22 protein-coding genes are annotated in these 24,157 nt (G+C 73.5%); 10 read left to right on the top strand and 12 right to left on the bottom strand.

Annotated elements, in window-relative coordinates; genetic code table 11:
* Positions 1–135 precede the first annotated feature (135 nt).
* From LCN96_RS22620 to LCN96_RS56620, 7 genes are all read right to left on the bottom strand, one after another.
* Positions 136–1,509, bottom strand: coding sequence for a nucleotide pyrophosphatase/phosphodiesterase family protein (locus LCN96_RS22620; protein WP_225274864.1), 1,374 nt, complete (start codon positions 1,507–1,509; stop codon positions 136–138).
* The gene (gene eboE / locus LCN96_RS22615) at positions 1,506–2,633 is read right to left on the bottom strand and encodes a metabolite traffic protein EboE (RefSeq protein ID WP_225274863.1); all 1,128 of its coding nucleotides are present in this window, start codon (positions 2,631–2,633) and stop codon (positions 1,506–1,508) included. Before eboE ends, LCN96_RS22620 begins: the two co-directional genes overlap by 4 nt.
* Positions 2,633–3,487, bottom strand: coding sequence for a TatD family hydrolase (locus LCN96_RS22610; protein ID WP_225274862.1), 855 nt, complete (start codon positions 3,485–3,487; stop codon positions 2,633–2,635). Before LCN96_RS22610 ends, eboE begins: the two co-directional genes overlap by 1 nt.
* A complete protein-coding gene (locus tag LCN96_RS22605; protein WP_225274861.1) occupies positions 3,488–4,963 on the bottom strand; it encodes an EboA domain-containing protein in 1,476 nt (491 codons plus the stop codon). It lies immediately after the preceding gene.
* Positions 4,960–5,922, bottom strand: a complete 963-nt coding sequence (locus LCN96_RS22600) for an SCO3242 family prenyltransferase (RefSeq protein WP_225274860.1) — start codon at positions 5,920–5,922, stop codon at positions 4,960–4,962. The genes LCN96_RS22605 and LCN96_RS22600 overlap by 4 nt, the downstream gene beginning before the upstream one ends.
* Before the next feature lie 217 nt (positions 5,923–6,139).
* Positions 6,140–7,312 (bottom strand): inositol-3-phosphate synthase, encoded by a 1,173-nt coding sequence (locus LCN96_RS22595; protein WP_225274859.1) that lies wholly within the window; start codon positions 7,310–7,312, stop codon positions 6,140–6,142.
* 632 nt (positions 7,313–7,944) lie between these two features.
* A complete protein-coding gene (locus tag LCN96_RS56620; RefSeq protein ID WP_263657505.1) occupies positions 7,945–9,951 on the bottom strand; it encodes a SpoIIE family protein phosphatase in 2,007 nt (668 codons plus the stop codon).
* Positions 9,952–10,253: 302 nt separating this feature from the next.
* Here LCN96_RS56620 and LCN96_RS22580 point away from each other — a divergent pair, with 302 nt between their 5' ends.
* From LCN96_RS22580 to LCN96_RS22555, 6 genes are all read left to right on the top strand, one after another.
* The gene (locus LCN96_RS22580; protein ID WP_225274858.1) at positions 10,254–10,802 is read left to right on the top strand and encodes an ATP-binding protein; all 549 of its coding nucleotides are present in this window, start codon (positions 10,254–10,256) and stop codon (positions 10,800–10,802) included.
* A gap of 36 nt (positions 10,803–10,838) precedes the next feature.
* Positions 10,839–11,516, top strand: coding sequence for a class I SAM-dependent methyltransferase (locus LCN96_RS22575; protein WP_225274856.1), 678 nt, complete (start codon positions 10,839–10,841; stop codon positions 11,514–11,516).
* A gap of 84 nt (positions 11,517–11,600) precedes the next feature.
* On the top strand, positions 11,601–12,371 hold the full coding sequence (locus tag LCN96_RS22570; RefSeq protein WP_225274854.1) for a hypothetical protein: 771 nt from the start codon (positions 11,601–11,603) through the stop codon (positions 12,369–12,371).
* Positions 12,368–13,498 (top strand): hypothetical protein, encoded by a 1,131-nt coding sequence (locus LCN96_RS22565; RefSeq protein WP_225274853.1) that lies wholly within the window; start codon positions 12,368–12,370, stop codon positions 13,496–13,498. Before LCN96_RS22570 ends, LCN96_RS22565 begins: the two co-directional genes overlap by 4 nt.
* Before the next feature lie 174 nt (positions 13,499–13,672).
* Positions 13,673–15,100 (top strand): hypothetical protein, encoded by a 1,428-nt coding sequence (locus LCN96_RS22560; protein ID WP_225274852.1) that lies wholly within the window; start codon positions 13,673–13,675, stop codon positions 15,098–15,100.
* Positions 15,097–16,377, top strand: coding sequence for an AAA domain-containing protein (locus tag LCN96_RS22555; protein WP_225274851.1), 1,281 nt, complete (start codon positions 15,097–15,099; stop codon positions 16,375–16,377). Before LCN96_RS22560 ends, LCN96_RS22555 begins: the two co-directional genes overlap by 4 nt.
* Before the next feature lie 15 nt (positions 16,378–16,392).
* Here the strand turns inward: LCN96_RS22555 and LCN96_RS22550 are convergent, their stop codons facing one another.
* On the bottom strand, positions 16,393–17,325 hold the full coding sequence (locus tag LCN96_RS22550) for a GNAT family N-acetyltransferase (protein ID WP_225274850.1): 933 nt from the start codon (positions 17,323–17,325) through the stop codon (positions 16,393–16,395).
* 148 nt (positions 17,326–17,473) lie between these two features.
* Here LCN96_RS22550 and LCN96_RS22545 point away from each other — a divergent pair, with 148 nt between their 5' ends.
* On the top strand, positions 17,474–18,019 hold the full coding sequence (locus LCN96_RS22545) for a TetR/AcrR family transcriptional regulator (RefSeq protein WP_225274849.1): 546 nt from the start codon (positions 17,474–17,476) through the stop codon (positions 18,017–18,019).
* Positions 18,020–18,122: 103 nt separating this feature from the next.
* The gene (locus LCN96_RS22540; RefSeq protein WP_225274848.1) at positions 18,123–18,542 is read left to right on the top strand and encodes an ATP-binding protein; all 420 of its coding nucleotides are present in this window, start codon (positions 18,123–18,125) and stop codon (positions 18,540–18,542) included.
* 75 nt (positions 18,543–18,617) lie between these two features.
* Here the strand turns inward: LCN96_RS22540 and LCN96_RS22535 are convergent, their stop codons facing one another.
* Together LCN96_RS22535 and LCN96_RS22530 are read right to left on the bottom strand one after the other, a co-directional pair.
* Positions 18,618–18,995: a hypothetical protein gene (locus LCN96_RS22535; protein ID WP_225274847.1), complete on the bottom strand. Its 378-nt coding sequence runs from the start codon at positions 18,993–18,995 to the stop codon at positions 18,618–18,620.
* A 64-nt stretch (positions 18,996–19,059) separates the two neighbouring features.
* The gene (locus LCN96_RS22530) at positions 19,060–20,025 is read right to left on the bottom strand and encodes a Ppx/GppA phosphatase family protein (RefSeq protein WP_225274846.1); all 966 of its coding nucleotides are present in this window, start codon (positions 20,023–20,025) and stop codon (positions 19,060–19,062) included.
* Positions 20,026–20,153: 128 nt separating this feature from the next.
* Between LCN96_RS22530 and LCN96_RS22525 the strand changes: the two genes are divergently transcribed.
* Complete coding sequence (locus LCN96_RS22525; protein ID WP_449867116.1) at positions 20,154–21,077, top strand: formylglycine-generating enzyme family protein; 924 nt, start codon at positions 20,154–20,156, stop codon at positions 21,075–21,077.
* Between the two features lie 4 nt (positions 21,078–21,081).
* On the top strand, positions 21,082–22,212 hold the full coding sequence (locus tag LCN96_RS22520) for a UDP-N-acetylglucosamine--N-acetylmuramyl-(pentapeptide) pyrophosphoryl-undecaprenol N-acetylglucosamine transferase (RefSeq protein WP_225274845.1): 1,131 nt from the start codon (positions 21,082–21,084) through the stop codon (positions 22,210–22,212).
* Positions 22,213–22,334: 122 nt separating this feature from the next.
* Here the strand turns inward: LCN96_RS22520 and LCN96_RS22515 are convergent, their stop codons facing one another.
* Entirely contained in the window at positions 22,335–23,222 is an 888-nt protein-coding gene (locus tag LCN96_RS22515; RefSeq protein ID WP_225274844.1) for a hypothetical protein, read from the bottom strand.
* A 21-nt stretch (positions 23,223–23,243) separates the two neighbouring features.
* Positions 23,244–24,152 carry a hypothetical protein gene (locus LCN96_RS22510; protein ID WP_225274843.1) on the bottom strand — a complete coding sequence of 303 codons (909 nt, stop codon included), beginning with the start codon at positions 24,150–24,152 and terminating at the stop codon, positions 23,244–23,246.
* Positions 24,153–24,157: the final 5 nt, after the last annotated feature.

Below are 24,157 nucleotides of genomic sequence, written 5' to 3'. Positions count from 1 at the left end.
ACACCTTACGCCGGAGGTGGCGGGGCGCGCGTGGGATCCGCGCACCTCACGCCCTACGCCGGAGGTGCAGGGGCGCGCGTGGGATCCGCGCACCTCACGCCCTACGCCGGAGGTGGCAGGGGCGCGTGTCCGGTGTCACGGCTGAGCCGCCAGCCGGAGCAGCAGGTCCTTCACCTCCACGGCCTCGTACCGCGGCCTGGCCACGGAGGGGTCGGAGCAGAGCAGCACGGGCGCGTCGGCCGGGTCGGCGGGCAGCAGGCCGTGGGAGCCGCGCACGGCGCGGGCGCCAGCGTCCAGGCCGACGACGCTCATCACGTAACGCAGCCCCGCCTTCTTGCGCAGCAGTGCCAGGCCCGCCCGCCGCTTGGCGGCGCCCGGAGCCGCCGGGTCGAAGAACAGCTCGGCCGGGTCGTAGCCGGGCTTGCGGTGGATCTCGACGACGCGGGCGAAGTCGGGGGCGCGCGCGTCGTCCAGCCAGTAGTAGTAGGTGAACCAAGAGTCGCGCTCGGCGAGCAGGACCAGCTCGCCCGAGCGCGGGTGGTCCAGGCCGTGCGCGGCCTTGCCGTCCTGGTCCAGGACGGTGGCGACGCCCTCGATCCCGGCGCACAGCTTGGCCACGGCCGGCACGTCGGCGGGGTCGCGCACGTACAGGTGGGCGATCTGGTGGTCGGCGACGGCGAACGCGCGCGAGGTCCACGGGTCCAGGTACTCCATGCCGTCCTGGGTGTGCACGCGCAGCAGCCCCTCGGCGCGCAGCGCGCGGTTGACGTCCACCGGGCGGGAGACGTCCGTGATGCCGTACTCCGACAGCACCACCGTCGTCCGGTCCGCCGCCGCGTCCAGCAGCGGGGCCAGCACCGTGTCCAGCTCGGCCGCCGCGGCGGCGGCGCGCGGGTCCGAGGGGCCGTGGCGCTGCAGGTCGTAGTCGAGGTGCGGCACGTAGACGAGTGTCAGGTCCGGGTCGTACGCGGTCAGGACGTGCTCGGCTGCCCGGCAGATCCAGGCGGACGACGCCAGGCCGGCGCCCGGCCCCCAGTAGCTGAACAGCGGGAACGTGCCGAGCCTCGCGGTCAGCTCGTCGTGCAGGCCGGGCGGGTCGGTGTAGCAGTCGGGGTCCTTGCGGCCGTCGGCGCGGTAGATCGGGCGGGGCGTGACGGTCCAGTCGACGTCGGCGCCCATGGCGTACCACCAGCAGATGTTCGCCACCGTGAAGCCGGGCCGGTCGCGGCGGGCGGCCTGCCACACCTTCTCGCCGCCGACCAGCGCGTTGTGCTGGCGCCAGAGCAGCACCTCGCCGAGTTCGCGGAAGTACCAGCCGTTGCCCACGATGCCGTGCCCCGACGGCGGCAGGCCCGTCAGGAACGTGGACTGCGCCGAGCAGGTGACCGCCGGCAGGACGGTGCCGAGCCCGGCCTGGCAGCCGTTCGCGGCCAGCGCGCGCAGGCGCGGCATGTGGGCCAGCAGTCTCGGGGTCAGCCCCACCACGTCAAGGACCAGCAGCTTCGTCATGCCGTCACTCCGAGGTCGCGCAGGTGCGTGCGGGCGAAGTCGAGCTCGCCGGCGATGCCGGCGGCGAGCTGTTGCGGGGTACGGGGGCGCAGCGCGGGCGGCAGCACGCCCCAGGTGTAGGTCTCCACGTCGTAGTGGTCGCACAGCGGCTCGCGCCCGCCGGCCAGCTCCCTGAGCGCCTCGACCAGCACCGGCGCGGTGGTGGCCAGCGGCGGCTCGGGGGCGGCGTGCAGCGGCACGTGGTAGTGCACCCGCCACGGGCCCGGCAGGCCGCGGGCGAGCGCCTCGTCCAGGTCGTCGGCCGCCTCGCCGTGCGGGTTGCGGGTCTGGTGCAGGAAGCGCGGCTCGACGTACTCGTGCAGGGCCTGCGGGTCGGCGCTCTCCAGAGCGGCCGAGAGCTGGACCTTGACGATCGGCAGGCCCTTGGCCCGCAGGGCCTTCAGCGCGGCGGCCGGCTGCTCCCACGCGCAGGCCAGGTGGGCCAGGTCCAGGCAGATGCCGAGCCGGGAGGTGTCGGCGCGGGCCAGGTGGCTGATCGCCTGCTCGGTCGTCTCCACGACGCAGCCCGGCTCCGGCTCGAACGCCACCCGCACCACCCGGCCGGTCGCGGCCTCGACGGCGGCCAGCCCGGCGGCGAGCTGGTCGAGACGGCGGGCCACCTGGTCCGCCATGGTGACCGACCACGGCACGCGCCAGGCGAGCGGCAGCGTGGACACCGACCCCCTGGCCGCGTCGTCGGGCAGCAGGTCGGCCAGGACGCGGGCCAGGTCGAAGGTGTACGACAGCCGCTCCCTCGTGGTCCAGTCGGGACGGTAGACGGCGTGCTTGACGACCGGGTCGTGGAAGGAGCGGTACGGGAACCCGTTCAGCGTCACGACCTCCAACCCCCGCGCGGCCAGCTCCGCGCGCAGCCTGGCGCGCAGGGCGGGGTCGGCGGCCAGCACCTCGGCGACGGGCGCCGCCAGCCAGAGCCCCAGGCCCAGCACGTCCGTCTCGAGCCGGGCCCTGATCGGGACCGCGTACGTGTCGAACTGGGCGATGATGCCGTCGAGGTCCTCGGCCGGGTGCACGTTCGTGCAGTAGCCGAGGTGCAGCGTCGTCCCGGAGCGGTGCCGCAGCCGCATCACTCGCCGCCGCGCTTGATGGAGCTGCCGGCGAACGTGGGCTCGGCCGCCCCGGTGACGCCGGTCAGGTCGAGGCGGCCAGACTGGGCGTAGAACTCCACCGGGTTGCGCCACATGACCCGCTCCACGTCGTCCTCGCCGAACCCGGCCGCCAGCATCGCCTCTGCCGTCGCCAGGGTGAGCAGCGGGTCGGAGACGCCCCAGTCGGCGGCCGAGTTCACCAGCATGCGCTCGGTGCCGTACTTGCGCAGCAGCTCGACCATGCGCGGCGGCGACATCTTGGTCTCCGGGTAGATGGAGAAGCCCATCCAGCAGCCGGAGTCGTGCACGAGGTCGATGGTGACCTCGTTGAGGTGGTCCACGGCGACCCGGCCCGGGTCGATGCCGGCGGCCTTGACGAGGTCGAGCGTGCGGCGGGTGCCCGCGGCCTTGTCGCGGTGCGGGGTGTGCACCAGCGCGGGCAGCTCGTGCTCGATGGCCAGGGCGAGCTGGCGTTCGAAGGCGTCGTCCTCCTCGGGGGTCATGGAGTCGTAGCCGATCTCGCCGACCGCGACCACCCGGTCCTTGTCCAGGTAGCGGGGCAGCAGGTCGAGGACGGGACGGCAGCGCGGGTCGCCCGCCTCCTTGGGGTTGAGCGCGATCGTGGCGTGGTGCACCACGCCGAACTGGGCGGCCCGGTACGGCTCCCAGCCGAGGAGCGAGTCGAAGTAGTCGGTGAACGAGCCCGGGTTGGTGCGCGGCTGGCCCAGCCAGAACGACGGCTCCACGACGGCGGCGACCCCGGCTGCGGCCATGCGCGCGTAGTCGTCGGTGGTGCGCGAGGTCATGTGGATGTGCGGGTCGAAGATGCGCATCTAGCTCTCCTCGGTCGGCGGGCGGCTGGTGAGGCGGCTGGTGAGGCGGCTGAGCAGGGCGGCGGCGTCGGCGGGCATGGGGCGGCCGGCCGCCTGCCGTTCCTCGGCGAACGCCGTCAGCATGGCGGCCAGCTCGGCGTCGGCCCGCTCGTCCAGCCGGTCCACCTCCGACAGCGGGACGCCCATGAACACGCACTTGAGCACCGCCTGCCGCCAGGCGGCCTGGTCCAGGTGGGTCGCGTAGGGGCCGAGGGCGGCGGCCAGCAGGCGGGCGTCGTTCGTGCGGATGGCGTCGTGCAGGAGCGGGACCGCTCGCGGGCCGATGGGAAGGAGGGCGAGTGCCTTGAGCACGGCTCGTTTCTCGTCGGCGTCGCCGTGGTGGTAGAGGTCCTGCGCCTCGGTGGCGGCGCGGTCCTGGGGCAGGGCGGCCAGCAGCAGGGCCCGGGCCGCCTCGTCGGCGGTCCAGCCGGGGGCGGCGGGGAGCGGGGCGCGGCCGGTGCGGCGGCCGGCTGAGGTGAAGGAGCGGGTGAACGTGTCGGGGTGGGTCAGGGCCTCGTCCAGCCAGGTGGCGGCGGGGGTGTCACGGAGTGCGGCGCGCAGCCGCTCGGGGGGCATCACGTTCGGCCTCCTTCGGAAGTCGATGCGCTCTTCGGCGCGCTCTTCGGCGTGGCGGAGGAAGGTGAGGGAGCGGGCGGCTACGTCGGGGGCGGCGTGGGAGTGGCGTGGGAGCTCGACGGCGACCAGCCCGCGATACCCGGAGCCGGCGAGCGCGCGCAGCACCGGCGGGAAGTCGATCTCGCCGTCGCCGAACTCCAGGTGCTCGTGCGTTCCCCGCCGCATGTCGTCGATCTGCACATTGACCAGGTACGGCCCCACGGCCGTCACGCAGTCGGGCACCGGGTCGGGCTCGTTGCAACGGCAGTGCCCGATGTCCAGAGTGAGCCCGAACCCGTCCGGCGCCCCGAGCGCCCGCCGCAGGCCGTGCCACCCGGCGATCGTGTCCACGAGCATCCCCGGCTCCGGCTCGAACCCCAGCGGCACCCCGCCCGCCCGATCCAGCACCCGCGCGCACCCGTCCACCAGCCGCTCCCAGGCCAGCTCAGGCGGCACGTGCGCCGGCCGGATCCCCGACCAGCACGACACCGCCTCCGCCCCCAGGTCGGCGCCGATGGCCACCGCCCTGTTCAGGAAGTCGATCCGCCTGTCGCGGTCGTCGTCCAGGAGGGTGGGAGCGTGCTTGCGGCGGGGGTCGAGCAGGTAGCGGGCCCCTGTCTCGACCACCACGCCGAGGCCGAGGGTCCGCAGGCGGTCGGCGATTTTGGTCACGCGCAGGGCGAGGCCGTCGGCGTAGGGGTCGAGGTGGTGGTGGTCGAGGGTGAGCGCCACGCCGGTGTAGCCGAGGCCGGCGATGACGTCGAGGGCGTCCGTGAGGCGGTGGTTGGCGAAGCCGTTGGTGCCGTAACCGAATCTGATCATGTCGGGGACAACTTCCTGGCCAGCCGCCTGGCCAGCGGCACCACCGCGGCCAGCGCCAGCCCGATCCGGGGCGCGCCCGCCCTGGCGACCAGGGCGCCCTGGAGCGCGGGGAGGCTGACGATCCCGGCTGTGACCGCGTCGCGAACCTGGCCTGCCGAGGGGTCGGCGACGGCCCGGGCCTGGGGGGTGGCGAACTGGGAGGCGTACCAGCCGGCCAGCACGGCGGGTGCGGGGCTCTTGCCTGAGGGGTGGTAGGCGGTGGTGGCGGCCAGGGCGAGGGTGCCTGTCAGGGTGGCGGCCGGGCGGTGGCGGGTGGTGCCGGAGGTCTCGCCTCGGGACAGGTCGGTGAGGAGGTAGGTGTGGGCGGCGACGGTCAGGGCGGCGGGGAGGGCGGCGAATGGCCCGGCGCCGCGCCCGGTGGGGAGCGTCGTGGACAGAGCGTCGCCGAGGGACGGACGTCGCGGTGTCGGGCCTCGTGCGGAGTCGGCGGCCGGGTGGCGTGGCGCCGGCGCCGGCGCCGGTGTCGCGCCCAGCAGCACGTCCAGACCGCGGCACAGCGCCATCACGAGCGGGCCTGCACGCGTGTTCTTGGCGACCAGGTCGTACGCCCAGATCGCCCCCGCCAGGGGTACGGCGACGGCCAGGGCCCGGCGGCCACCGGAGAGCGCGGCGGTGGTGAGACCCGCGGCGGTGAGCCCGGCCGCCACGCCCAGGGCCGTGCCAGGGCGGACCCGGCCGGAGGGGATGGGGCGTTCGGGGCGTTCGGTGGCGTCGAGGTGGCGGTCGGCCCAGTCGTTGGCGGCCATGCCCGCCCAGTAGAGGCAGACGGAGGAGCACGCCAGGCCGAGCGTCCGGGGGCCGAGCGTGCGCCCGGCCGCGGCGCCCGCGGTCACGTCGCCGGGGACCGACAGGGCGGCCGGTGCTCGGACGAGTTCGAGCAGGTCCCGCAACGCGGTCATCGACGAGCCTCTCTCGACCCGGATCGGCCAGCGGCACTATATCGCGCGGCGGTGGTGACGCCCGTCACACGACGGTGTGTCGCGCTCGCGTCGGCGCAGGTGGAAGGCCATGTAGAGGTGGGAGGTGGGGAGGTTGCCCGGTCGCGAGGCGGCGCGGAGGCCATCAGGGCGGCGGCTGGGGGCTGGGGCCGTAAGGCGTGGCTCCCGGGGGGCCGGGTCACGGGGTGTGCTCCGGGTTGAGGGCGGTGACGAGGTCGCACAGCAGCCGCCACTGTTCGGCCAGCCCGTGCGGCACCTCGCCCAGCGGATCCTTGAAGAAGAACGCCAGCTCGGGCAGCGGCCCGGCACGCCCGGCCCGGTGAGCGGCGGCCGTCAGCCGGGCCAGATCCAGGACGAGGGGCGCCGCGAGCGCGGAGTCGCAGCCGTGCCAGGTGAACTCCATGCGCATGCCCGTGCCCAGGAACCCCTCGAACGTCACCAGGTCCCACGCCGTCTTGAAGTCCCCCAGGTCCTCCAGGTAGTCGATGCGCGTCTCACCCTGCGGCAGGTAGCCGAGCGTCTCGGGCAGCACGCGTTGCTTGCTGGCGGACTTGGCGGCGTTCGCGCCCGGCCGGGTGAGGTTGGCGCCGTCGCCGCCGCCCAGGAGGTTGATGCCGGACCAGGTGCGTACCTTGAGGTTGCGCTGGGCGAACATGGGGGCCAGCACCGACTTGACCAGCGTCTCCCCCGTTTTGCCGTCGTGGCCGGCGTACGGGAGGCCACGCTCGCGGGCGAGCGCGTCCAGCGCGGGCAGGCGGGCGCCCGCGGACGGGGTGAAGTCGACGTACGGGCAGCCGGCGGACAGCGCGGCGTAGGCGGCCAGCGAGCTGGGCGGCAGCACCGGGCCGCCGTCGGCAGAGGTGGAGGAGGAGGTGCGGGACAGGGCGGTGCGCAGCTCGTCGAGCGAGGTGTGGGCGGGGTGCGGGGGCGGGACGGGCTCGGTGGTCGAGACGTTGATGACGACGACGCGGTCCAGGTCGTGCTCGCGGCGGAAGCGGTCCAGGTCGGCGGCGATGGCGCCGGCGGTTTCGGCCTGGGTGTCGGCGGTGGGCAGGGGACGTACGTGCTGCTCGACGGCGGCCAGGTCGTCCTTCACGGCGAGCGCGAGCGCGGCCGGCACCACCCCGGAGCCCGCCAGCTCCGCGGCCTTCTTCTCCAGCGGGACGGAAGTGACGTCGTGCCCGCCGAAGACCAGGTCGCCGACGCCGGGGCGGATGCGTTCGCGCAGGGCGGGCGATTCCAGGACGCAGCCGGTGGGGGGCGTCAGGCCGGCGCGGATGGCGAGGGCTCCGATCATGCTCGTGACGGCTACCGATCCGCGTGCGCCGATCAGCCAGGTTCCCGTTCTCATGTGGTCTCCTTCGCGGCCGGGACAGCTCCCGTCCCGGGGGGTGGTCAGCGTCGAAGGCCGAGGAGGGCGGGGTGGCCCGCCGGCCGGTGAACCGCGTGATCGGCCTGTGTCACGCGTCCTCCATGATGGTCGGGCGGCTGCCCCGGGGGGGCGCACGCGTCATGATCGGACTTTGTGCTTAGGATCCGCTCGAAAGCGCCGCCGTTCAAGCGGGGTGGGGCTTGTTCTGGCTCTGGGGGTCGAAAACCTGGGGCGGAGTGGTCGCCGACGTTCCGCTTCGCTCGCCCGTGCGCTCGAGAACGGCGCCCCGGTCAGCGTCGTGGAGCTGCCGCCGTACGGGGTGCGCGTTCTGGAGCCGGCATGAGGATCACCGACGTCGAGGTCCTGATGACCTGCCCGGGACGGACGTTCGTGACGCTGCGCGTGCGCACCGACCAGGGAGGGTACGGGCTCGGCGAGGCCACGCTCAACGGCCGCACGCCTACCGCTTCTGCGGGCGGTTGCCCGCATCCGGGCGACACCCGGGGCCGGGCGTGGATGACCGCGACGACCTGGCCGGACGGTACCCGTACCGGCGGGCCTACCTGCCCGTCAGCCGGCTGGAGGACGGCACCATGGCCGACCGGTGAGCGTCAGGCGCGGGTGCGGGCCATGAGCAGGGCGACGTCGTCCTCGGCGGGGCCGTCGCCCACGATGGCGCCGATTACGGCGGCGCACAGGCCCTCCAGCGTCGGCAGCGCCGACGCGCCCGCCAGGGCCGTGCCGAGCCTGGCCATGCCGGCGTCGAGGTCGGCCTGGCGCGTCTCGATCAGGCCGTCGGTGTAGAGGGCGAGCACGGTTCCGGCGTCGAGGTGCAGGTCGTGCGACTCGAACGCGCCCAGCCCGAGGCCGATCGGGGTGCCGCTGGGCAGCGAGGGGAACGTCACCTCGCCCGACGGGGCCACCACCGCGGGCGGCGGATGCCCGGCGGCGGCCATCGTGCAGCGCCGGGTGGCCGGGTCGTAGACGACGTACAGGCAGGTGGCGCCCGCCTGGTCGAGGTCACAGGAGTCCTCGGCCACCAGCCGGTCGAGGTGCCTGAGCACCTCGTGCGGGCCCAGGTCCAGGTACGACAGGGTGCGCACGGCGGTGCGCAGCCGGCCCATGGTGGCGGCGGCGTTGACGCCGTGCCCGGTGACGTCGCCGACGACCAGGGCGATCCGGGCGCCGGGCAGGCGGATGGCGTCGTACCAGTCGCCGCCGACGCCCTCGTGCACGTCGGAGGGCAGGTAGCGGGAGGCCACCTCGACGGCGGCGCCGCCGTACAGGTTGCGCGGCAGCAGGTCGCGCTGCAGCGCGAGCGCGGTGTTGCGCTCGCGCGTGTACCGGCGCGCGTTGTCCAGGCTCAGCGCGGCCCGCGCGACCAGTTCCTCGGCCAGGAGCAGGTCGTCCCTGGTGAACGCGGCCGGATTACTGTTGCGCACGAACACGGCCACGCCCAGGATGTCGCCGCGCGCCTCCAGCGGGACGATGATCAGCGTGTGCATGCCGGTGCCGTGGATGATCCGCGCCCGATCGGGGTCCTGGCCCAGCCAGCCGCCGGGCGAGGTGTCGAGCACGGCCTCGTAGTGCGGCCGCCGCGTGGCCAGCACCCGGGTGAACGGGGAGTCGGGCGGCACGAACACGGCCTCCCCGAGGGCCCACAACGACTCGGGGATCCCCTCGTGGACCGAGGCCACGCCGGCCCGGCGGAAGACGGGGACGCTCACCTCCGTGGCGGCCAGCCGCTGCAGGGGCTCGGCGTCGGGCAGCGTCGCCTCGGACAGGTCGACGGTCACGTAGTCGGCCAGGACGGGCACGGCCAGGTCGGCCAGCTCCTGCGCGGTCTTCCTGACGTCCAGCGTGCTGCCGATCCGCACGCTGGCCTCGCGCAGCAGGGCCAGGCGGTCCCTGGCCCTGCTGTGGCTGATGTCCAGGGCCAGCGAGCAGACGCCCAGCGGCCTGCCGTCCATGCCCTCCAGGCGGAACAGCGAGGTGGACAGCGTGCACTCCTGGCTCCCGTCGGGGGAGGTCCAGCGGGCCTCGCGGTCGATCATGGGGGTGCCGTCGGCGAGCACCCTGCGCATCGCGTCCTGCGCGGCCCCGGTGTCCAGGCCGGGGATGGGGTCGGCCAGGGAGCGGCCGAGGTGGTAGTGGGGGAAGACGTTCTCCAGGTTCTCCGCCGCGGTGTTCAGCCAGACGCAGCGCAGGTCTCTGTCCCAGATGGCCATGGCGACGGGGAAGCGGCTGATGAGCGACTCCAGCAGCGACCCGGTGCCGCCGGACAGGTCGTCGGCGGCCGGGATGGCCGAGACGAGCCAGGACTCCCCCGCCCTGGCGGTGTCGAGCGGGGCCACCTCGGCGCGGACGACGACCCTGCCGCCGTCGCGCCGCCGCAGCTCCACCAGCCCGGCCCTGGCCGGGTCGCCGCCGGGCTCGGGGTAGCCGTCCTCGGCGGGGCCGGGCAGGAGGAGGGTGGTGACGGAGCGGCCGAGGATGGCGGCGGCGGGGTAGCCGGTGAGCTCCTCGGCGGCCTGTGTCCAGCCGATCATGACGCCGTCGCCGTCGATCACCGCGACCGCGGGGAACGCCCCTCTTCTCCCCATGTCGGATGCGCCCATGTCACCACCCGTCCGTGCTCAGGGCCTCACCGTGCCTCTCGATAACCGGCGCCTCACGATAACCGGCGCTGACCTGCCATGATTCCTCCCTTGACCAAGCCTTGTCCCGACATATGCGCTTAGGAGGCGCTCTGTCCGGGCTCGCTCGGCAACCGTCCAGGCGGGCGTCGCGCGGCCGTGGGAGCGATCCCAACGCATCACCGCCGGTGGACGAGGGAAGGCGCACGTTTGCCGATCTCCATCAGGGAAAGCTGGAACAGGGCCCGCGGATTCCTCCCCGGCCCTCGGCGGGCAGAATGGTCATGGTCTTCGAGTTCGAACTACGGTGTCCCATCACGGCCGACCTCGGCCTGATCAGAGATCTGGTGCGCCTGCACGGCCGCCACTGCGGCCTGCCCGAGCGGCGGCTGGAGGATCTGGTGCTGGCGGTGAACGAGGCCGTCACCAACGTGCTCGACCACGGCGGCAAGACGGGCGCGGTGACCGCGCGCGCCACCGGCGGCGACGTCGTCGTGGACGTCCTCGACCCCGCCGGCCTGCTGACGCACGACCACCTCGCCAAGGCCGACCTGGACCGTACCGCCTCGCACGGCTACGGCCTCTGGGTGATCCAGCACCTGTGCGACGAGGTCGTGCTCGAACGCGACGAGCGCGGCTCACTGCTGAGCATGCGCGTGCGCGCCCGGCGCCCGGCCGGCGCCGATGGCAGGCGAAACGGCGGCAGACAGAACGGCAAGCAGAACAGCGCCTGGCGGGACGGCGGCAGGCGGGACACCACCGGCAGGCACGACGACGGCCGGCACGACGACGGCAGGCAGGGCGGCCGGGACATGCAGCCCGCGGGGAACTGATCGCCCGCGACGCCACCCCGGAGCTAGGTTCGACGTATGCGGAACACAGGAACGGGCCCGGGGCCCATCACTCCCGACGGCTCCCCCGTCGAGTTCTACAGCATGCTCGAGGCCGGCGACGAGCCCGGGATCGTCGCCGGGGTGACCCCGCCCGGCGGTTCGGTGCTGGAGCTGGGCGCGGGAGTCGGCCGGGTCACGCACCCGCTCATCGACCTCGGCTTCGAGGTGGTGGCCGTGGACGAGTCGCCGGAGATGCTGGCCAGGGTGCGCGGCGCGCGCACGGTGGTCGCCCAGGTGCAGGAGCTGCGCCTCGGTGAGCGTTTCGACACGGTCATGCTGGCGTCCCAGCTGGTGAACACGGCGGACGACGCCGCCAGGCAGGCGCTGCTGGCCGCCTGCGCCCGCCACGTCAAGCCCGGCGGCGCGGTGCTCATCCAGTGGATGCCGGCCGAGGCGCACGACCGCTGGCACGCGGGCATGGGCCGCGAGGACGGCGACGTCTCGATCACCATGGCGGCCGTGGAGGAGGTCTCGCCCGGCGTCTACCACGCGACCATGCGCTACACCTACGGCGACGACCGGGTGTGGACGCAGTCGTTCGCCTCCAAGCGGCTCACGGACGGCGAGCTGGCCGCCGCGCTGGAGGCCGAGGGGCTGCGGCTGGACCGCTTCCTGACCGAGGACCGCACGTGGGTGGTGGCCGTCCCCGCGTGAGCACCGGCCCGGACGCCTTTACGATGTAGATCCAATTCTTCCAGAAATACTGGAAAATACTGGGACTGCTGGTACAGTCGCGCCATGAGTGACCGGCTGGACGATCTCGAACGGCGGATCGACGAGCTGCGGGCCGGCGTGCGCAAGGCGATGCGGGTCAGGGACGGCGCCACCGCCCGGGTTCTGCGCGCTGAGCTGCGCAGCGTCGAGCGCGCCTGGGACGCCCTGGTGAGCGGCGGGCAGCCGGCCGCCAAGGAGGAGCCGCCGCGGCTGGTCACCGTGCGCGAGCAGGTGCACCAGGGGTTGCGCTTCCTCGGCGCGGCGGCCCAGCCCCGGCTGATCGTGGCCGTCAGCGACGCGTTCTTCGGCGGCACGATCCGCAGCAGCCAGCTCACCAGCCTGCGCAGGGACGAGGAGCGCTCGTTCCGTTCCGCGCCGTTCGGGCGCCCCTACTACCTGTGCGCCGCACTCACCGACCGCCTCTCCCCCGCCCGCGGCGTGCTCACGCTCAGCACCTGGCCGCTGGAACGGCGGGTGGTCGGGCCCCTCAGCCCCCGCGTCGACTTCCTGACCTGCGCCATCGCCGTGGCGGAGCAGGATTCCGACGACGAGCGGGCGCAACGCTTACTGGTCAGGATGGCCAGGAACATCCCCGGTGCCACCGACGGCACGCTCGGTCCGCCCGACCCCGCGCGGGTGGTCGAGGCGGCCCGCGCGGAGCTGCGCGTGCACGCCGATCGCGACACGCGGGATCGCGCCGAGCTGGCAGAACGCGCCACGGCGCAGCTCGGTGACGCCGCGCGGCTGTTCGGCGCCGCTACGCTGAGCACGATCAAGAAGGAGAACGCGAAGTGAGCGGCTTGAAGCGCGAAGGCGACCACGTCCACCGGCTGGACGCGTTGCGGGGCACGACGCCGCAGCAGCCGCACGACGCTCGCGCCATCGCGGCGCTGGCCGCGAACCCCGGCTGCACCCGCCGCGCCCTCATGGACGGCGCCGGCATCGACAAGGACGCCGCCGCCCGGCACCTCGGGTTCCCCGCGCCGTTCGGCCAGTCGCCGTTCGCGATCACGCGCGGCAACATGTTCGAGGCGCTGGTCAAGGCCGACGGCTGCGCGGAGCTGCTGCGCATGCTGCGCGAGGTGCTCGGCCTGCCCGTCGCCGAGGTGTCCTACCACGACGTGGAGAACGTCGGCGCCCACCTGCGCCACGCCCACACCAGGGCGCTGTTCGACCGGGCGGCCCGCGAGGGCCAGGACGCCGGCACCCTGTACGACCATCCGCTGCTCAGCCTGCGGATCGCCGGCCACACCGCCTTCCTGGAGCCCGACGTGGTGGCCTTCCAGCTCGGCGGGCGCTTCCACATCGTGGAGATCAAGTCGTTCGCGGTGATCGACGGCCAGGCGGACCCGGCGGCGGTGGCGGCGGCCGCGCGGCAGGCGGCGGTGTACGTGCTGGCCCTGCGCGACCTGCTGGAGGAGCTGGGCCACGACCCGGCCAAGGTCTCCCACGACGTGGTGCTGGTCTGCCCGGAGAACTTCGCCAACCGGCCGGTCGCGACCCTGGTGGACGTGCGCAAGCAGCTCGCGGTGCTGCGCCGCCAGCTCGCCCGGATGACCACGCTCGACCGGCTGCTCGACGGGCTGCCCGACGACCTCACCCTCGACCTGCTGCCCGACGAGGACGGCCGGCCGACCAGGCCGGTGGCCGAGCTGGCCGACGCGCTGCGCAGGACCACCGCCCGCTACGCGCCCGACTGCCTGTCCACCTGCGACCTGTGCTTCTTCTGCCGCGACGAGGCCCGCCAGGAGGGCGCCTCCGACCTGCTGGGCCGGCAGGTGCGCGACGAGCTGGGCGGGGTCGCCTCGGTGGCCGAGGCGCTGGGCCTGGCCGACGGGTCCCGCGACCCGGCCGAGGGGCAGGAGGAGATCGCCCGGCTGCTCCGCAACGCCGAACGCCTGCGCAGGGAGTGCCTGAATTGACCCCGCCACCGATCCCACCACCGGCCCCACCACCGGCCCCATCACCGGCCCCACCACCGGCCTCAGCACCGGCGCCACCACCGGCCCCACCACGAACGCCGCCGGCCGCCGACGCGCCGCGGAGCCTGCCCGCATGATGCCGCTGACCACCCGCCTGCCGCGGAGACGCCCGACATGAGCCTGCTGACCTCGCTAGCCCGGCTGCGTGCCCTGGACGAGGGCATCGCGCAGCCCGTCGCGACCGTCAGGCACTGCCACCTGTCCGAGCGCCCCATGGTGTTCATCCCGCTCAAGCTGTCGGGCGAGGCCGCCGCGCCGCTGGCCGCGATGCTCGGCACCGACAGGGAGCACCCGCGGCTGCTCGTGGTCACCCAGCCGCGCAACCGCGACCTGCGCTTCGCCTGGGCCGCCGAGGTGGCCGGGGTGCTGCTGCCCTACATCGAGGGCTTCACGAACGACACCGAGACCGTGGAGCGCAAGAACGCCGACCCGTACGAGCGGGCGATCGAGGCGCCGCAGCTCATCGTCCCGAACCAGGCGGGCGTGGCCTTCACCCGGCTGCTCGGCCGCTCGACCCGCTTCCGCCGCACCGACGGGCCCTACCCGGTGCCCGAGTCGGTGCCGCTGCTCGGCCGGTGGCTGACCTACCTCGGGGAGCGGGCGGCGTATCCGGGCTCGTCGCTGATGCTGGCCGCGACGGAGGAGCTGGGCCGCCACTGGGCCAGCGGGCAGAGCTCGCTGGAGGACGCCAACCTGGCCGCGCTGCTCGCCTGGATCACCACGGGCCCCAGCGACGAGGCCGAGGACCCGCTGATCTGGCCGCCCGCGGGCCCGGCCACCGACCCGGGCTTCGACGCGGAGGTGCTCGCCCCGGCGATGGACAGCGAGTCCGCCGATCGCGTCACCGAGGCGCTGCGCACCCAGCTCGAACCCACCTGGCGGCTCATGTGGCAGGCGATCGACCTGCTGGCCGCGCTGCCCGCGGGCGCGAGCGTGGCCCAGCGCTGGGAGCAGGACCGCGGCTCGTTCAGCGGCATGGCGGTGCACATCGCCGAGGGCGCGCCACCGCAGGCGCGGCGCGACGGCGCGGTGGCCGCCGCGGCCAAGCTGGCCCGCATGGAGCGCGCCCAGGCCGCCTACGACGTGCAGCGCGCCTACGACGACCCCCTCGTCATGGCCGAGTACCGGCTGACCGGCGAGGCGTTCGCGGGCGAGGTGATCGAGACGGTGCCCGACAACACCGAGGGCGAGGGCCGCTCGCGCAAGCTCCGCCCGCTGGTGGTGATCAAGACCGACGATCCGGTACGCCTGCCGCCCGGCACCTCGCTGGGCACCCCGCAGCGCCGCAGCCAGGGCGCCGAGCTGGTGGAGGCCGCCGAGGGCCTGGTCACCCTCAAGATCACCAAGGGCATGGGCCGGGGCAGGACGGCGGCGCCCGGCGCGGTGCCCGAGGTCGGCGAGCGGGTCTGCTACACCTCGCTGACCGACGACTTCCAGGGCTCGCCCGCCCTGCCCGAGCCCGAGGCCACGCCGTGGACGCACGGCGGCCCGCCGCAGGAGTACGTGCCCGACGACGAGGACGCCCAGGAGGAGTGGTCGTGACCGGCGACAGCCCGGAGCAGGTCATCAGGAACGTGCTCGCCGACCTGCCCCGCCACCGTGGCGTGGTGGTCGACTCACCGCCGGGCGCGGGCAAGTCCACGCTGGTCGTACGGGCGGCGGCGCACATCGCGGCGACCGGCGAGCCGCTCATGATCGTGGCGCAGACCAACGAGCAGGTCGACGACCTGGTGGCCAGGATCTGCGACAAGCACCCGCACCTGACCGTGGGCCGGCTGTCGGCCGGAGGGTACGTGCCGCCGCTGCGCATGCTGGAGCTGCCCGGCGTCCGGGTCGGCACCCGCATGCAGGACCTGGGCGACCCGGACATCGTCATCGCCACGGCCGACAAGTGGGCGTGGATCGGCGACCGGGTGTGGCCGTGGGCGATCGTGGACGAGGCGTACCAGATGCGCTCGGACAAGCTGCTGAGGATCGCCGGGTTGTTCGAGCGGGCGCTGTTCGTGGGGGATCCCGGGCAGCTCGACCCGTTCTCGATCGTCGACGGCGACCGCTGGTCGGGCCTGTCGTGGGATCCGTTGCAGAGCGCGGTGTCGGTGCTGCTGCGGCACAACCCGGACCTGCCGGTGCACCGGCTGCCGGTGTCGTGGCGGCTGCCCGCCTCGGCGGCGCCGGTGGTGTCGCGGGCGTTCTACCCGTTCACCGGCTTCCGGTCCGGCACCGATCACGGGGACCGGTGGCTGGAGCTGGCGACCGGCGGCATGGGCAGCGTGCACGACCGGGCGCTGGAGGAGGCGGCCCGGTCGGGGTGGGCGCTGCTGGAGCTGCCGAACCGGCACACGGTGCGCACTGACGGCGAGGCCGTGCAGGCGGTGGCGAAGCTGGCCGAGCGGCTGCTGCAGCGCGGCGCGGTGGCCGGTTCGGAGCAGGGCGAGCGGCCGGTGACGGCCGACCGGATCGCGGTCGGGGCGGCGCACCGGGACCAGGTGGCCGCCATCCGCGCGGCGGGCCTGCCGGCGGAGATCACCGTCGACACGGCCAACCGGCTGCAGGGCCGCGAGTACGACGTGACGATCGTGCTGCACCCGCTGTCGGGCCGCAGGGACGCCACGGCCTTCCACCTGGAGTCGGGACGGCTGTGCGTGCTGGCCTCGCGGCACCGGCACGCGTGCGTGGTGGTGGCCAGGGCGGGCATCGCCGAGCTGCTGGACGCGCACCCGTCGGCGGAGCCGGTGCAGCTCGGGGTGCCGGTGAAGTTCCCCGACGGGTGGGAGGCCAACCAGTCGGTGCTGGAGCACCTGGCCCGCCACCGCGTCTGAGCAGGCCGGGTAAGGCTAGGGCAGGCGGCGCCGCCACACGTCGATGGCCATGACCAGGCGCATCCCCGCCGACTCGTACAGGCCGAGCGCGGGGGTGGTGTTGTTGGAGTCGACGTGCAGGATCGTGCCCTTGCGGCCGCGCGCCGCGTCGGCGGCGAAGGCGTGCTTGAGCAGGAACCGGCCCAGCCCCCTGCCCCGGTACGCGGGCAGCACCGCGAGCGTGGCCACGTAGCCGCAGCCCTCGTCGGAGACGAACTGGTTGTTGCCGATGAGCACCGCGGCGGGCCGCCCGTCGAGGCGGGCCAGCGTGAGCTGGCTCCAGTCGGTGGCGCTGGAGGCCTGCCTGCGCTCGTACCACTGCTCGTAGCCGACGGGGACGAACCCGAAGTGCTCGGCGAACCCCTCCTGGTGCACGTGGTGCCCTTCGCGCCGCACCTCCTCGCTCTCCCCGGAGTGCAGCGTGAGCCCGGCGGGGGCGGCGGGCGGCTCGACGGGGCCGTCGTGGTCGATGCGCATGCGGTGGTAGCTGGTGCCCGGCTCGAAGCCGAGCGCCTCCACCCGGGCCCGCTTGGCCTCGTCGGTGCGGTAGACGCCGATGTGCAGGGTGACGGTGTCGTGGCCGCGTTCGGCGCCCAGCTCGGCCGCCCGGGCCAGCACGGCGGGCCACAGCTCGTCGGCCAGCCCGTCCACCCCGGGCCGGACGATGACCTCGACGTCGACGAGGTCGCTGTCGCCGTTGCGGCAGGCCCAGGCGTAGCCGTCGGCCCGGCCGCCGGCGTCGTGGGCCAGCCAGCCGTCCCTGTCGCGGTCGAAGCCCGGCTCGACCAGCTCGTCGGCGATGTCGTCCAGCGTCGAGTCCGGCGCGCCGATGACGGCCGTGTCGCACGTGGCGACGAGCTCGTGGATGGCCGCGGCGTCGTCCACGCGGGGTCGGCGGATGGTGTGCATGGGCAGGATTGTCCTGGAAGCGCCCGGTCCTGCGCCTCCCATTTTCACCCGGCCGTGCGGATGGAGACGGTCGTGCTTACTTGCCGACCGGCAAGCGTACAATGAAGCGGATACTTACTTGCCGGCCGTCAAGTAGAAAAGGTGCGAAGTGCGGGAAGACACGCGAACCCGAATTCAGGAGATCGCGCTGAGGCTGTTCACCGAGCAGGGCTACGAGGCGACCTCCCTGCGGGAGATCGCCGAGGAGCTCGGCGTGACGAAGGCCGCACTTTACTACCACTTCAAGACCAAGGACGACATCGTGGCGAGCCTGGTCGAGCAGCGCCTGAGCGAGCTGGACGAGCTGCTCGCCTGGGTCAGGAGCCGGCCGAGGTCGCCCGAGACGCGCCGCGAGCTGGTCGACCGCTACGCCGAGAGCGTCCGCGCGACGCGGCACCTCGGCATCGCCCGGTTCCTGGAGCGCAACCAGACGGCACTGCGCGGCCACCCGACGCTGATCAAGATCCGTGAGCGCATGATGGAGCTCACCACGGAGATCAGCGAGCCGGGCGCCCCGCCCGCCGAGCGGGTCAGCCATTCGCTGGCGCTGTTCGCCCTGCACGCGGGCAAGTGGCTGATGAAGGAGGGCGAGCTCCCCGAGGAGGAGATCCACAAGGCCTGCCTGGAAGTGGCGCACCGGTTGCTGGAACGCTAGCGATTTTCGGCCTCGCCACGTCCGAATCCGACGATTGGGACACGGATTCGAGGGCAGAAGGCTCGCACGCATCCAGACGGGAGGAGGCGCAGTGGAGGCTACGATGGCGCTCCGACTGCCCAGGGATGCGGCGAGCGTCCCGCTGATCAGGCAGATGCTGGACGGCACGCTGCGGTCGCTCGGCGTCGAGCCGCAGATCCGTGATGACATCGAGCTCATGCTCACCGAGGCGTGCTCCAATGTGATCCGGCATGCGGCGCCCAGCGACGACTACACGGTCAGCGCGTCCGTCCACGACCACCTGTGCGTGATCAAGGTGGTCGACAACGGTGACGGATTCGACCCGCGCAAGGTGGCGGAGCCCGAACCGGGCGCCGAGCACGGGCGTGGGCTGCAGATCATGCGAGCGCTCGCCGATGACATCCGTTTCACCAACCGGCACGAGCACGGCTCCGTGGTCTGCCTGGAGAAGCGCCTGCGCTACGCGCCGGGCGCGGCCGGGCAGCACCTCATGGCCACCTGAACCCCCGCTGCCGGACCCCAGGTGCCGCACCGGAACCCACAGGTTCCGGTGCGGCACTTCGGTGCGGGGCTCCCGTCAGACCTTGGTACGGCGTTCCACCGGCCGGTGCAGGCGATAGCCGCGCAGCGCGCCGCTCACCCGCCGCGGTGCGCCGGACGGCGCGCCGCCGAGCAGGAAGCGGCGGCGCACCCGTGGCACGCTCCCGCTCAGCTCGGCCCGCAGCCGCTCGGGCACCGTCCGCCCGCTGAGCTTGAGCTCCAGCCGGGGGTTCCGGCGGAGCAGCCGCCTCCAGGCCCGACTCCACGTCCGGCTCCAGCTCCGGCTCCAGTGGGTCATCGAGGCGGCCATCGCCAGCAGCGTGACCATCGCGACGACCGAGATGAGCAGCACCGCCAGGACGACGAGGAGGAGGACGACTGCCAGAGATCCGATCGCGCCGAGCACTGTCATCATTCGGCGGAAAATGCCCGCCTACCAGCGCTTTATGCCAACGTATGGGGATATATCGACCTTACTTTTACTCTTGGTCCGGGGTGCCGTTGAGCTGGTCGAGCCGTCCCGGCAGGAGGTCGAGCCGGCGCAGTATGACGCCCTCGCGCAGCGCCCACGGGCAGACGTCGAGGCGGTCCACCTCGAACAGGTCCATGGCCGCGTCGGCGACCAGCGCCCCCGCCGCGAGCTGCGCCGCCCGCCCCTCGGACACGCCGGAGAGCTGGGCCCGCTCGGCCGACTTCATGGTGGTGAGCTTGAGGGCCCAGTCGGCCATGTCCTGGCGCGACAGTGAGCGCGAGACGTACGGGCCGTCGCTGGACGGCGCCGCCCCGGCGATCCTGGCGAGCTGCTTGAACGTCTTGGACGTGGCCACGGCGCGGTCGGGCTCGCCGTACCTGACGACGTCGCCGACCCTGCGCGCGATCTCGGCGCGGACGTGCTTGCGCAGCTTGCGCACCTCGTCGGCGGTCGGCGGGTCACCGGTGAACCAGTCGCGCGTCAGCCGCCCGGCGCCCAGCGGCAGCGACACGGCCACGTCGGGCTCCTCGTCCACCCCCGCGGCGATCTCCAGCGAGCCGCCGCCGATGTCGAAGGCCAGCAACCGGCCCGACGACCAGCCGAACCACCGCCGCACGGCCAGGAACGTCAGCCTGGCCTCGTCGCGGCCGGACAGGACCGCGATGTGCACGCCGCAGCGCTTGTCGATCTCGGCGAGCACCTGCTCGCCGTTGGCGGCCTCGCGCACGGCCGAGGTGGCGAAGGCCAGCAGGTCCTCCACCCCCTTGTCCTCGGCGAGGTGGACGGCCTCCTCGACGAAGCTGCCCAGCCGCTCGATGCCGACCTTGCCGAGCTTCTGGTCCTTGTCGAGGTGCTCGGTGAGACGGAGATCGACCTTGTGGGAGTAGGCAGGCATGGGCCGGGCGCCGCGATGGGCGTCGACGACCAGTAAGTGGACGGTGTTCGAGCCGATGTCCAGCACGCCGAGTCGCATGGTAGAAAGCTACCGGTCTGCGGCTTTTACGGCGAAACTGAGGGGGAAGTCGTCGAGCGGGGCGGGCACGGAATCCTGGGCATGCTCCAGGGACTACCCTTCCTTGGTGTCGTGACACTTTGGGGGGATTGTTGAGCGCTTGTTGTGGCCCGAGCCGCGACCCCGCCGCCGGGCAGGTCCAGGAGTCCGTGCGGATCGCCGTACGGCGTCCCGCGCCGGGCGGGCCGCCGAAGGGGATGGTGCGCGTCCCCGGAGGCACGTTCCTCATGGGCGGCGACGACCCCGACGGGCGCCCCGAGGACGGCGAGGGGCCGGTGCGCGAGGTGCGGGTCGACCCGTTCTGGATCGACCCGGCGTGCGTGACGAACGCGCAGTTCGCCACGTTCGTCAAGGAGACCGGGTACGTCACCGAGGCCGAGCGGATCGGCTGGTCGTTCGTCTTCCGCCAGTTCGCCACCGCCGGGGTGATGGAGGCCACGGTGCCGGGCGCGCCCTGGTGGGCGGGCGTCGAGGGGGCCTCCTGGCGCGCCCCGGAGGGCCCCGGCTCCACGATCGGCGACCGGCAGAACCATCCCGTCGTGCACGTCTCGTGGCACGACGCCACCGCGTACGCGGACTGGGCGGGCAAGCGGCTGCCCACCGAGGCGGAGTGGGAGATGGCGGCCAGGGGCGGCCTGGAGCGCAGGCGTTACCCGTGGGGCGACGAGCTGGCGCCCAAGGGGCGGCAGCGGTGCAACATCTGGCAGGGCCGCTTCCCGACGGCGCCGAGCAAGGGCACGATGCCGGTCAAGTCGTTCCAGCCGAACGGCTACGGGCTCTACAACGTCTCCGGCAACGTGTGGGAGTGGACGGCCGACTGGTGGGGCGTGGAGTGGGAGCCGTTCGCCGACAACCCGGCGGGGCCCGCCGAGGGCGCGGCCAAGGTGATCCGCGGCGGGTCGTACCTGTGCCACGACTCCTACTGCAACCGCTACCGGGTGGCCGCGCGCACCAACAACACGCCCGACTCCTCGACCGGGCACACCGGCTTCCGCTGTGCGGCCCTACGCTGATCGCATGTCACGAACCCTGCGACTGTTGATCACCGGCGGCGGCACCGGCGGTCACACCTATCCGGCTCTGACGACCCTGTCGGCCGTCCAGCGACGTCAGGTGCCGCACGACGTGCTCTGGGTGGGCACCGCCAACGGCCTGGAGGCGCGGATCACCGCCGAGCACGGCATCCCGTTCAAGGCGATCACCACGGGCAAGCTGCGCCGGCGCCCCAATCTCAAGGAGCTGGGCACCAACATCGCGGACGTCTTCCGCATCCCGATCGGCGTGTTCCAGGCGATCGGGCACGCGGCGCGCTACCTGCCCGACGTGGTGCTGTCGACCGGTGGTTACGTGGCGGTGCCCATCGGCGTGGCAGCCAAGATCATCCGTCGGCCGCTGGTGATGCACGAGCAGACGACCGTCGTGGGCCTGGCCAACCGCATCCTGGCCAGGCTGGCGACCAGGATCGCGCTGTCGCACGAGTCGTCGCTGCAGTACCTGCCGGCCTCCGCCCGGGCCAAGGCCGTGGTGACGGGCAACCCGATCAGGCCCGAGCTGCTGCAGGGCAACCGCGCCGCGGCCTACGACCTGTTCGGACTGACGTTCGAGGTGCCGCTGATCTACGTGACCGGCGGCGCGACGGGCAGCAAGCAGATCAACACGCTGATCGCGGAGCTGCTGCCCCGGCTGCTGCCGCACGCGCAGATCGTGCACCAGTGCGGGCCCGCGTGGATCGACCAGATGCGCGCGGTGCCCCTGCCGCCGGAGCTGGCCGACCGCTACCACCCGGTGCCGTACGTGGGCGGGGAGCTGGCCGACCTGTTCGCGGCGGCCGACGTGGTGATCTCGCGCAGCGGGGCGGGCACGGTGTCGGAGCTGACCGCGATCGGCAAGCCTGCGGTGCTCATCCCGCTGATCCCGACCGGCGGCGACGAGCAGCGCAAGAACGCCGGCTACCTGGTGTCGGCGGGCGCGGCACGGGCGCTGCTGGAGCCGCACCCGACGGCCGAGATGCTGCTGGCCGAGCTGATGCCGCTGCTGGCCGACCCCGGGCTGCGGCAGTCGATGGGGCACGCGGCGGCCAAGCTGGGCCGCGTCGACGCCGCCGACGCCCTGTGCGACGTGCTGCTGCAGGCCGCCCACCACGCCTGACCGCCTGCTGCGGGCCGCTCCCCACGCCTGACCGGCTGCTGCCGACCGCCCACCATCACGGCCGTCTGCCGCCGCAGGGCGCCCTCACGCCTGAACGCCGTCCGCAGCCACCTGCACGCCCGTCAGGGCTCCAGGTGGCGGAAGGCCTCCTGGGCCGAGCTGACGCTGCGCCGCAGCGCCTGCTCCAGGCGGTCGGCGTCGGCGGCCAGGCGCTCCAGCTCCGGTACGGCGAACCCGTCGGCCCCCGTCTCGGCCACCAGCTCCTCGTACTGATGCACCCGGCTGCGCAGCTCCTCGATCTGGTGGTGGGCCACGTACGCGCGCTCGGCGTCGGCGACGTTGGCCGCGTACCGCTCCAGGGCCTCGACCCGGGCCAGCACGGCCTCCTCGCTGCTGTCGAGCGCCCGGGCGAGCGGCCGGGCCACGGCCTCCACCTCGGGGGTGAGCCCCTGCGAGACGGTCTCCCTGTGCTTGGCGCGCAGCGCCGACAGCTTGGCCAGCAGCCGGGCGATCTCCCACTCCTGGGCGGGCAGCATCACGCCGTTGCGCACGTCGTCGAGCAGCCCCTCGGCGTTGACCCGGGAGCCGGTGACGGCGGCGATGGCCCGCTGGGCGCGGGCCAGGAGCCTGGCCGAGGACTCGTCGAGGTCGTCGGTGAGCACGTAGCGGCCCTCGTACCAGCGCAGCTGGTCGTAGACCTCGCGCTCGTAGGCGTCCTCGTCGTCCCAGGTGCGGTCGTCCCTGCCGACGAACAGCACGATCATCAGCGGGATGCCGAACAGCACCAGCATCAGCAGCCCGAGACCGCGGGCGAACGAGCCGAAGCCCAGCAGCAGGCCGAACAGGGCCGCCCCGCCGAACGCCGCCATCATGCGGTGGTGGGCGCCGGCGATCGGCCGTCGTGGCTGGGGTGTCCAGCCGGTGCGCATCTTGAGCAGGACCCGACGGCTGTCCCTGAGAAGCTGGGCGTCGTCCGATGGTACCTCGGGGTCTACTACCACATCCGCCACGAATCCGGATCCTAAGCGAAGTCAGCTATCAAGGTGGCGAAAAGCCTCGTGCGCTGAGCTGACGCTGTCGCGAAGCGCCTGCTCAAGACGGTCGGCGTCGTCGGACAACCGGCTCAGCTCCGGCACCACCGAGCCGTCCGCGCCCGACTCCGCGAGCAGTTCCTCGTAGCGGGGCAGCCGCGCGCTGAGGCGTTCGATCTGGTTCCTGGCGCGGTAGGCGCGCTCTGCGTCGGCCACGTGGCCCGCGTACCGCTCCAGGGCCTCGACCCGGGCCAGCACCGCCCGCTCGCTGCTGTCCAGGGCGTGGGCGAGCGGCTCCGCCACGGCGGCCACCTCGGGGATGACGCCCTCGGAGACGACCTCCTGGTGCTCGGCGCGCAGCTCCGACAGCTTGGCCAGCAGGCGGGCGATCTCCCACTCCTGCGCGGGCAGCATCACGCCGTTGCGCACGCCGTCGAGCAGGCCCTCGGCGTTCACGCTGGAGTCCACGACCTGGTCGATGGCGGCCTGGGCGCGGGCCATGAGCGCCCTGGCGGGCTCGTCGAGCCGCTCGCGCAGCACGTAGTGGCCCTCATGGCGGCGGGCGACCTCGTACACCTGGCGCTCCAGGGCGCGCCGCCGCTCCGCCTCGGCGTCGGGCCTGGGCCGCAACAGGACGCTGACCATCAGCAGCGCCGAGCCGGTCATGATCACCACGAACGGCGTGTACCGTTCGGCGACGAACAGCACCAGCCCGTACACCGCCGCCGCCAGCGCCGTCGCGGCGGCGGCCAGCCGGCCCGCGGCGCGCGCCACCGGAGAGTGCCCGCGGTTCGGGGGGACCCAGCCCGACCGGATGCGCGGCAGCAGCTTGCGGTGCTCGCGCAGGAAGGCCGCGACGTCGTCGGGCACCACCGGATCGACTATCACCTTCGCTTGACGTCCGGGCACGTTGT

This window comes from Nonomuraea gerenzanensis (genome assembly GCF_020215645.1).
Classification (GTDB): domain Bacteria; phylum Actinomycetota; class Actinomycetes; order Streptosporangiales; family Streptosporangiaceae; genus Nonomuraea; species Nonomuraea gerenzanensis.
The sequence above is the reverse complement of the archived record's forward strand: the minus strand, read 5'-3'. Positions and strand labels throughout refer to the sequence as shown.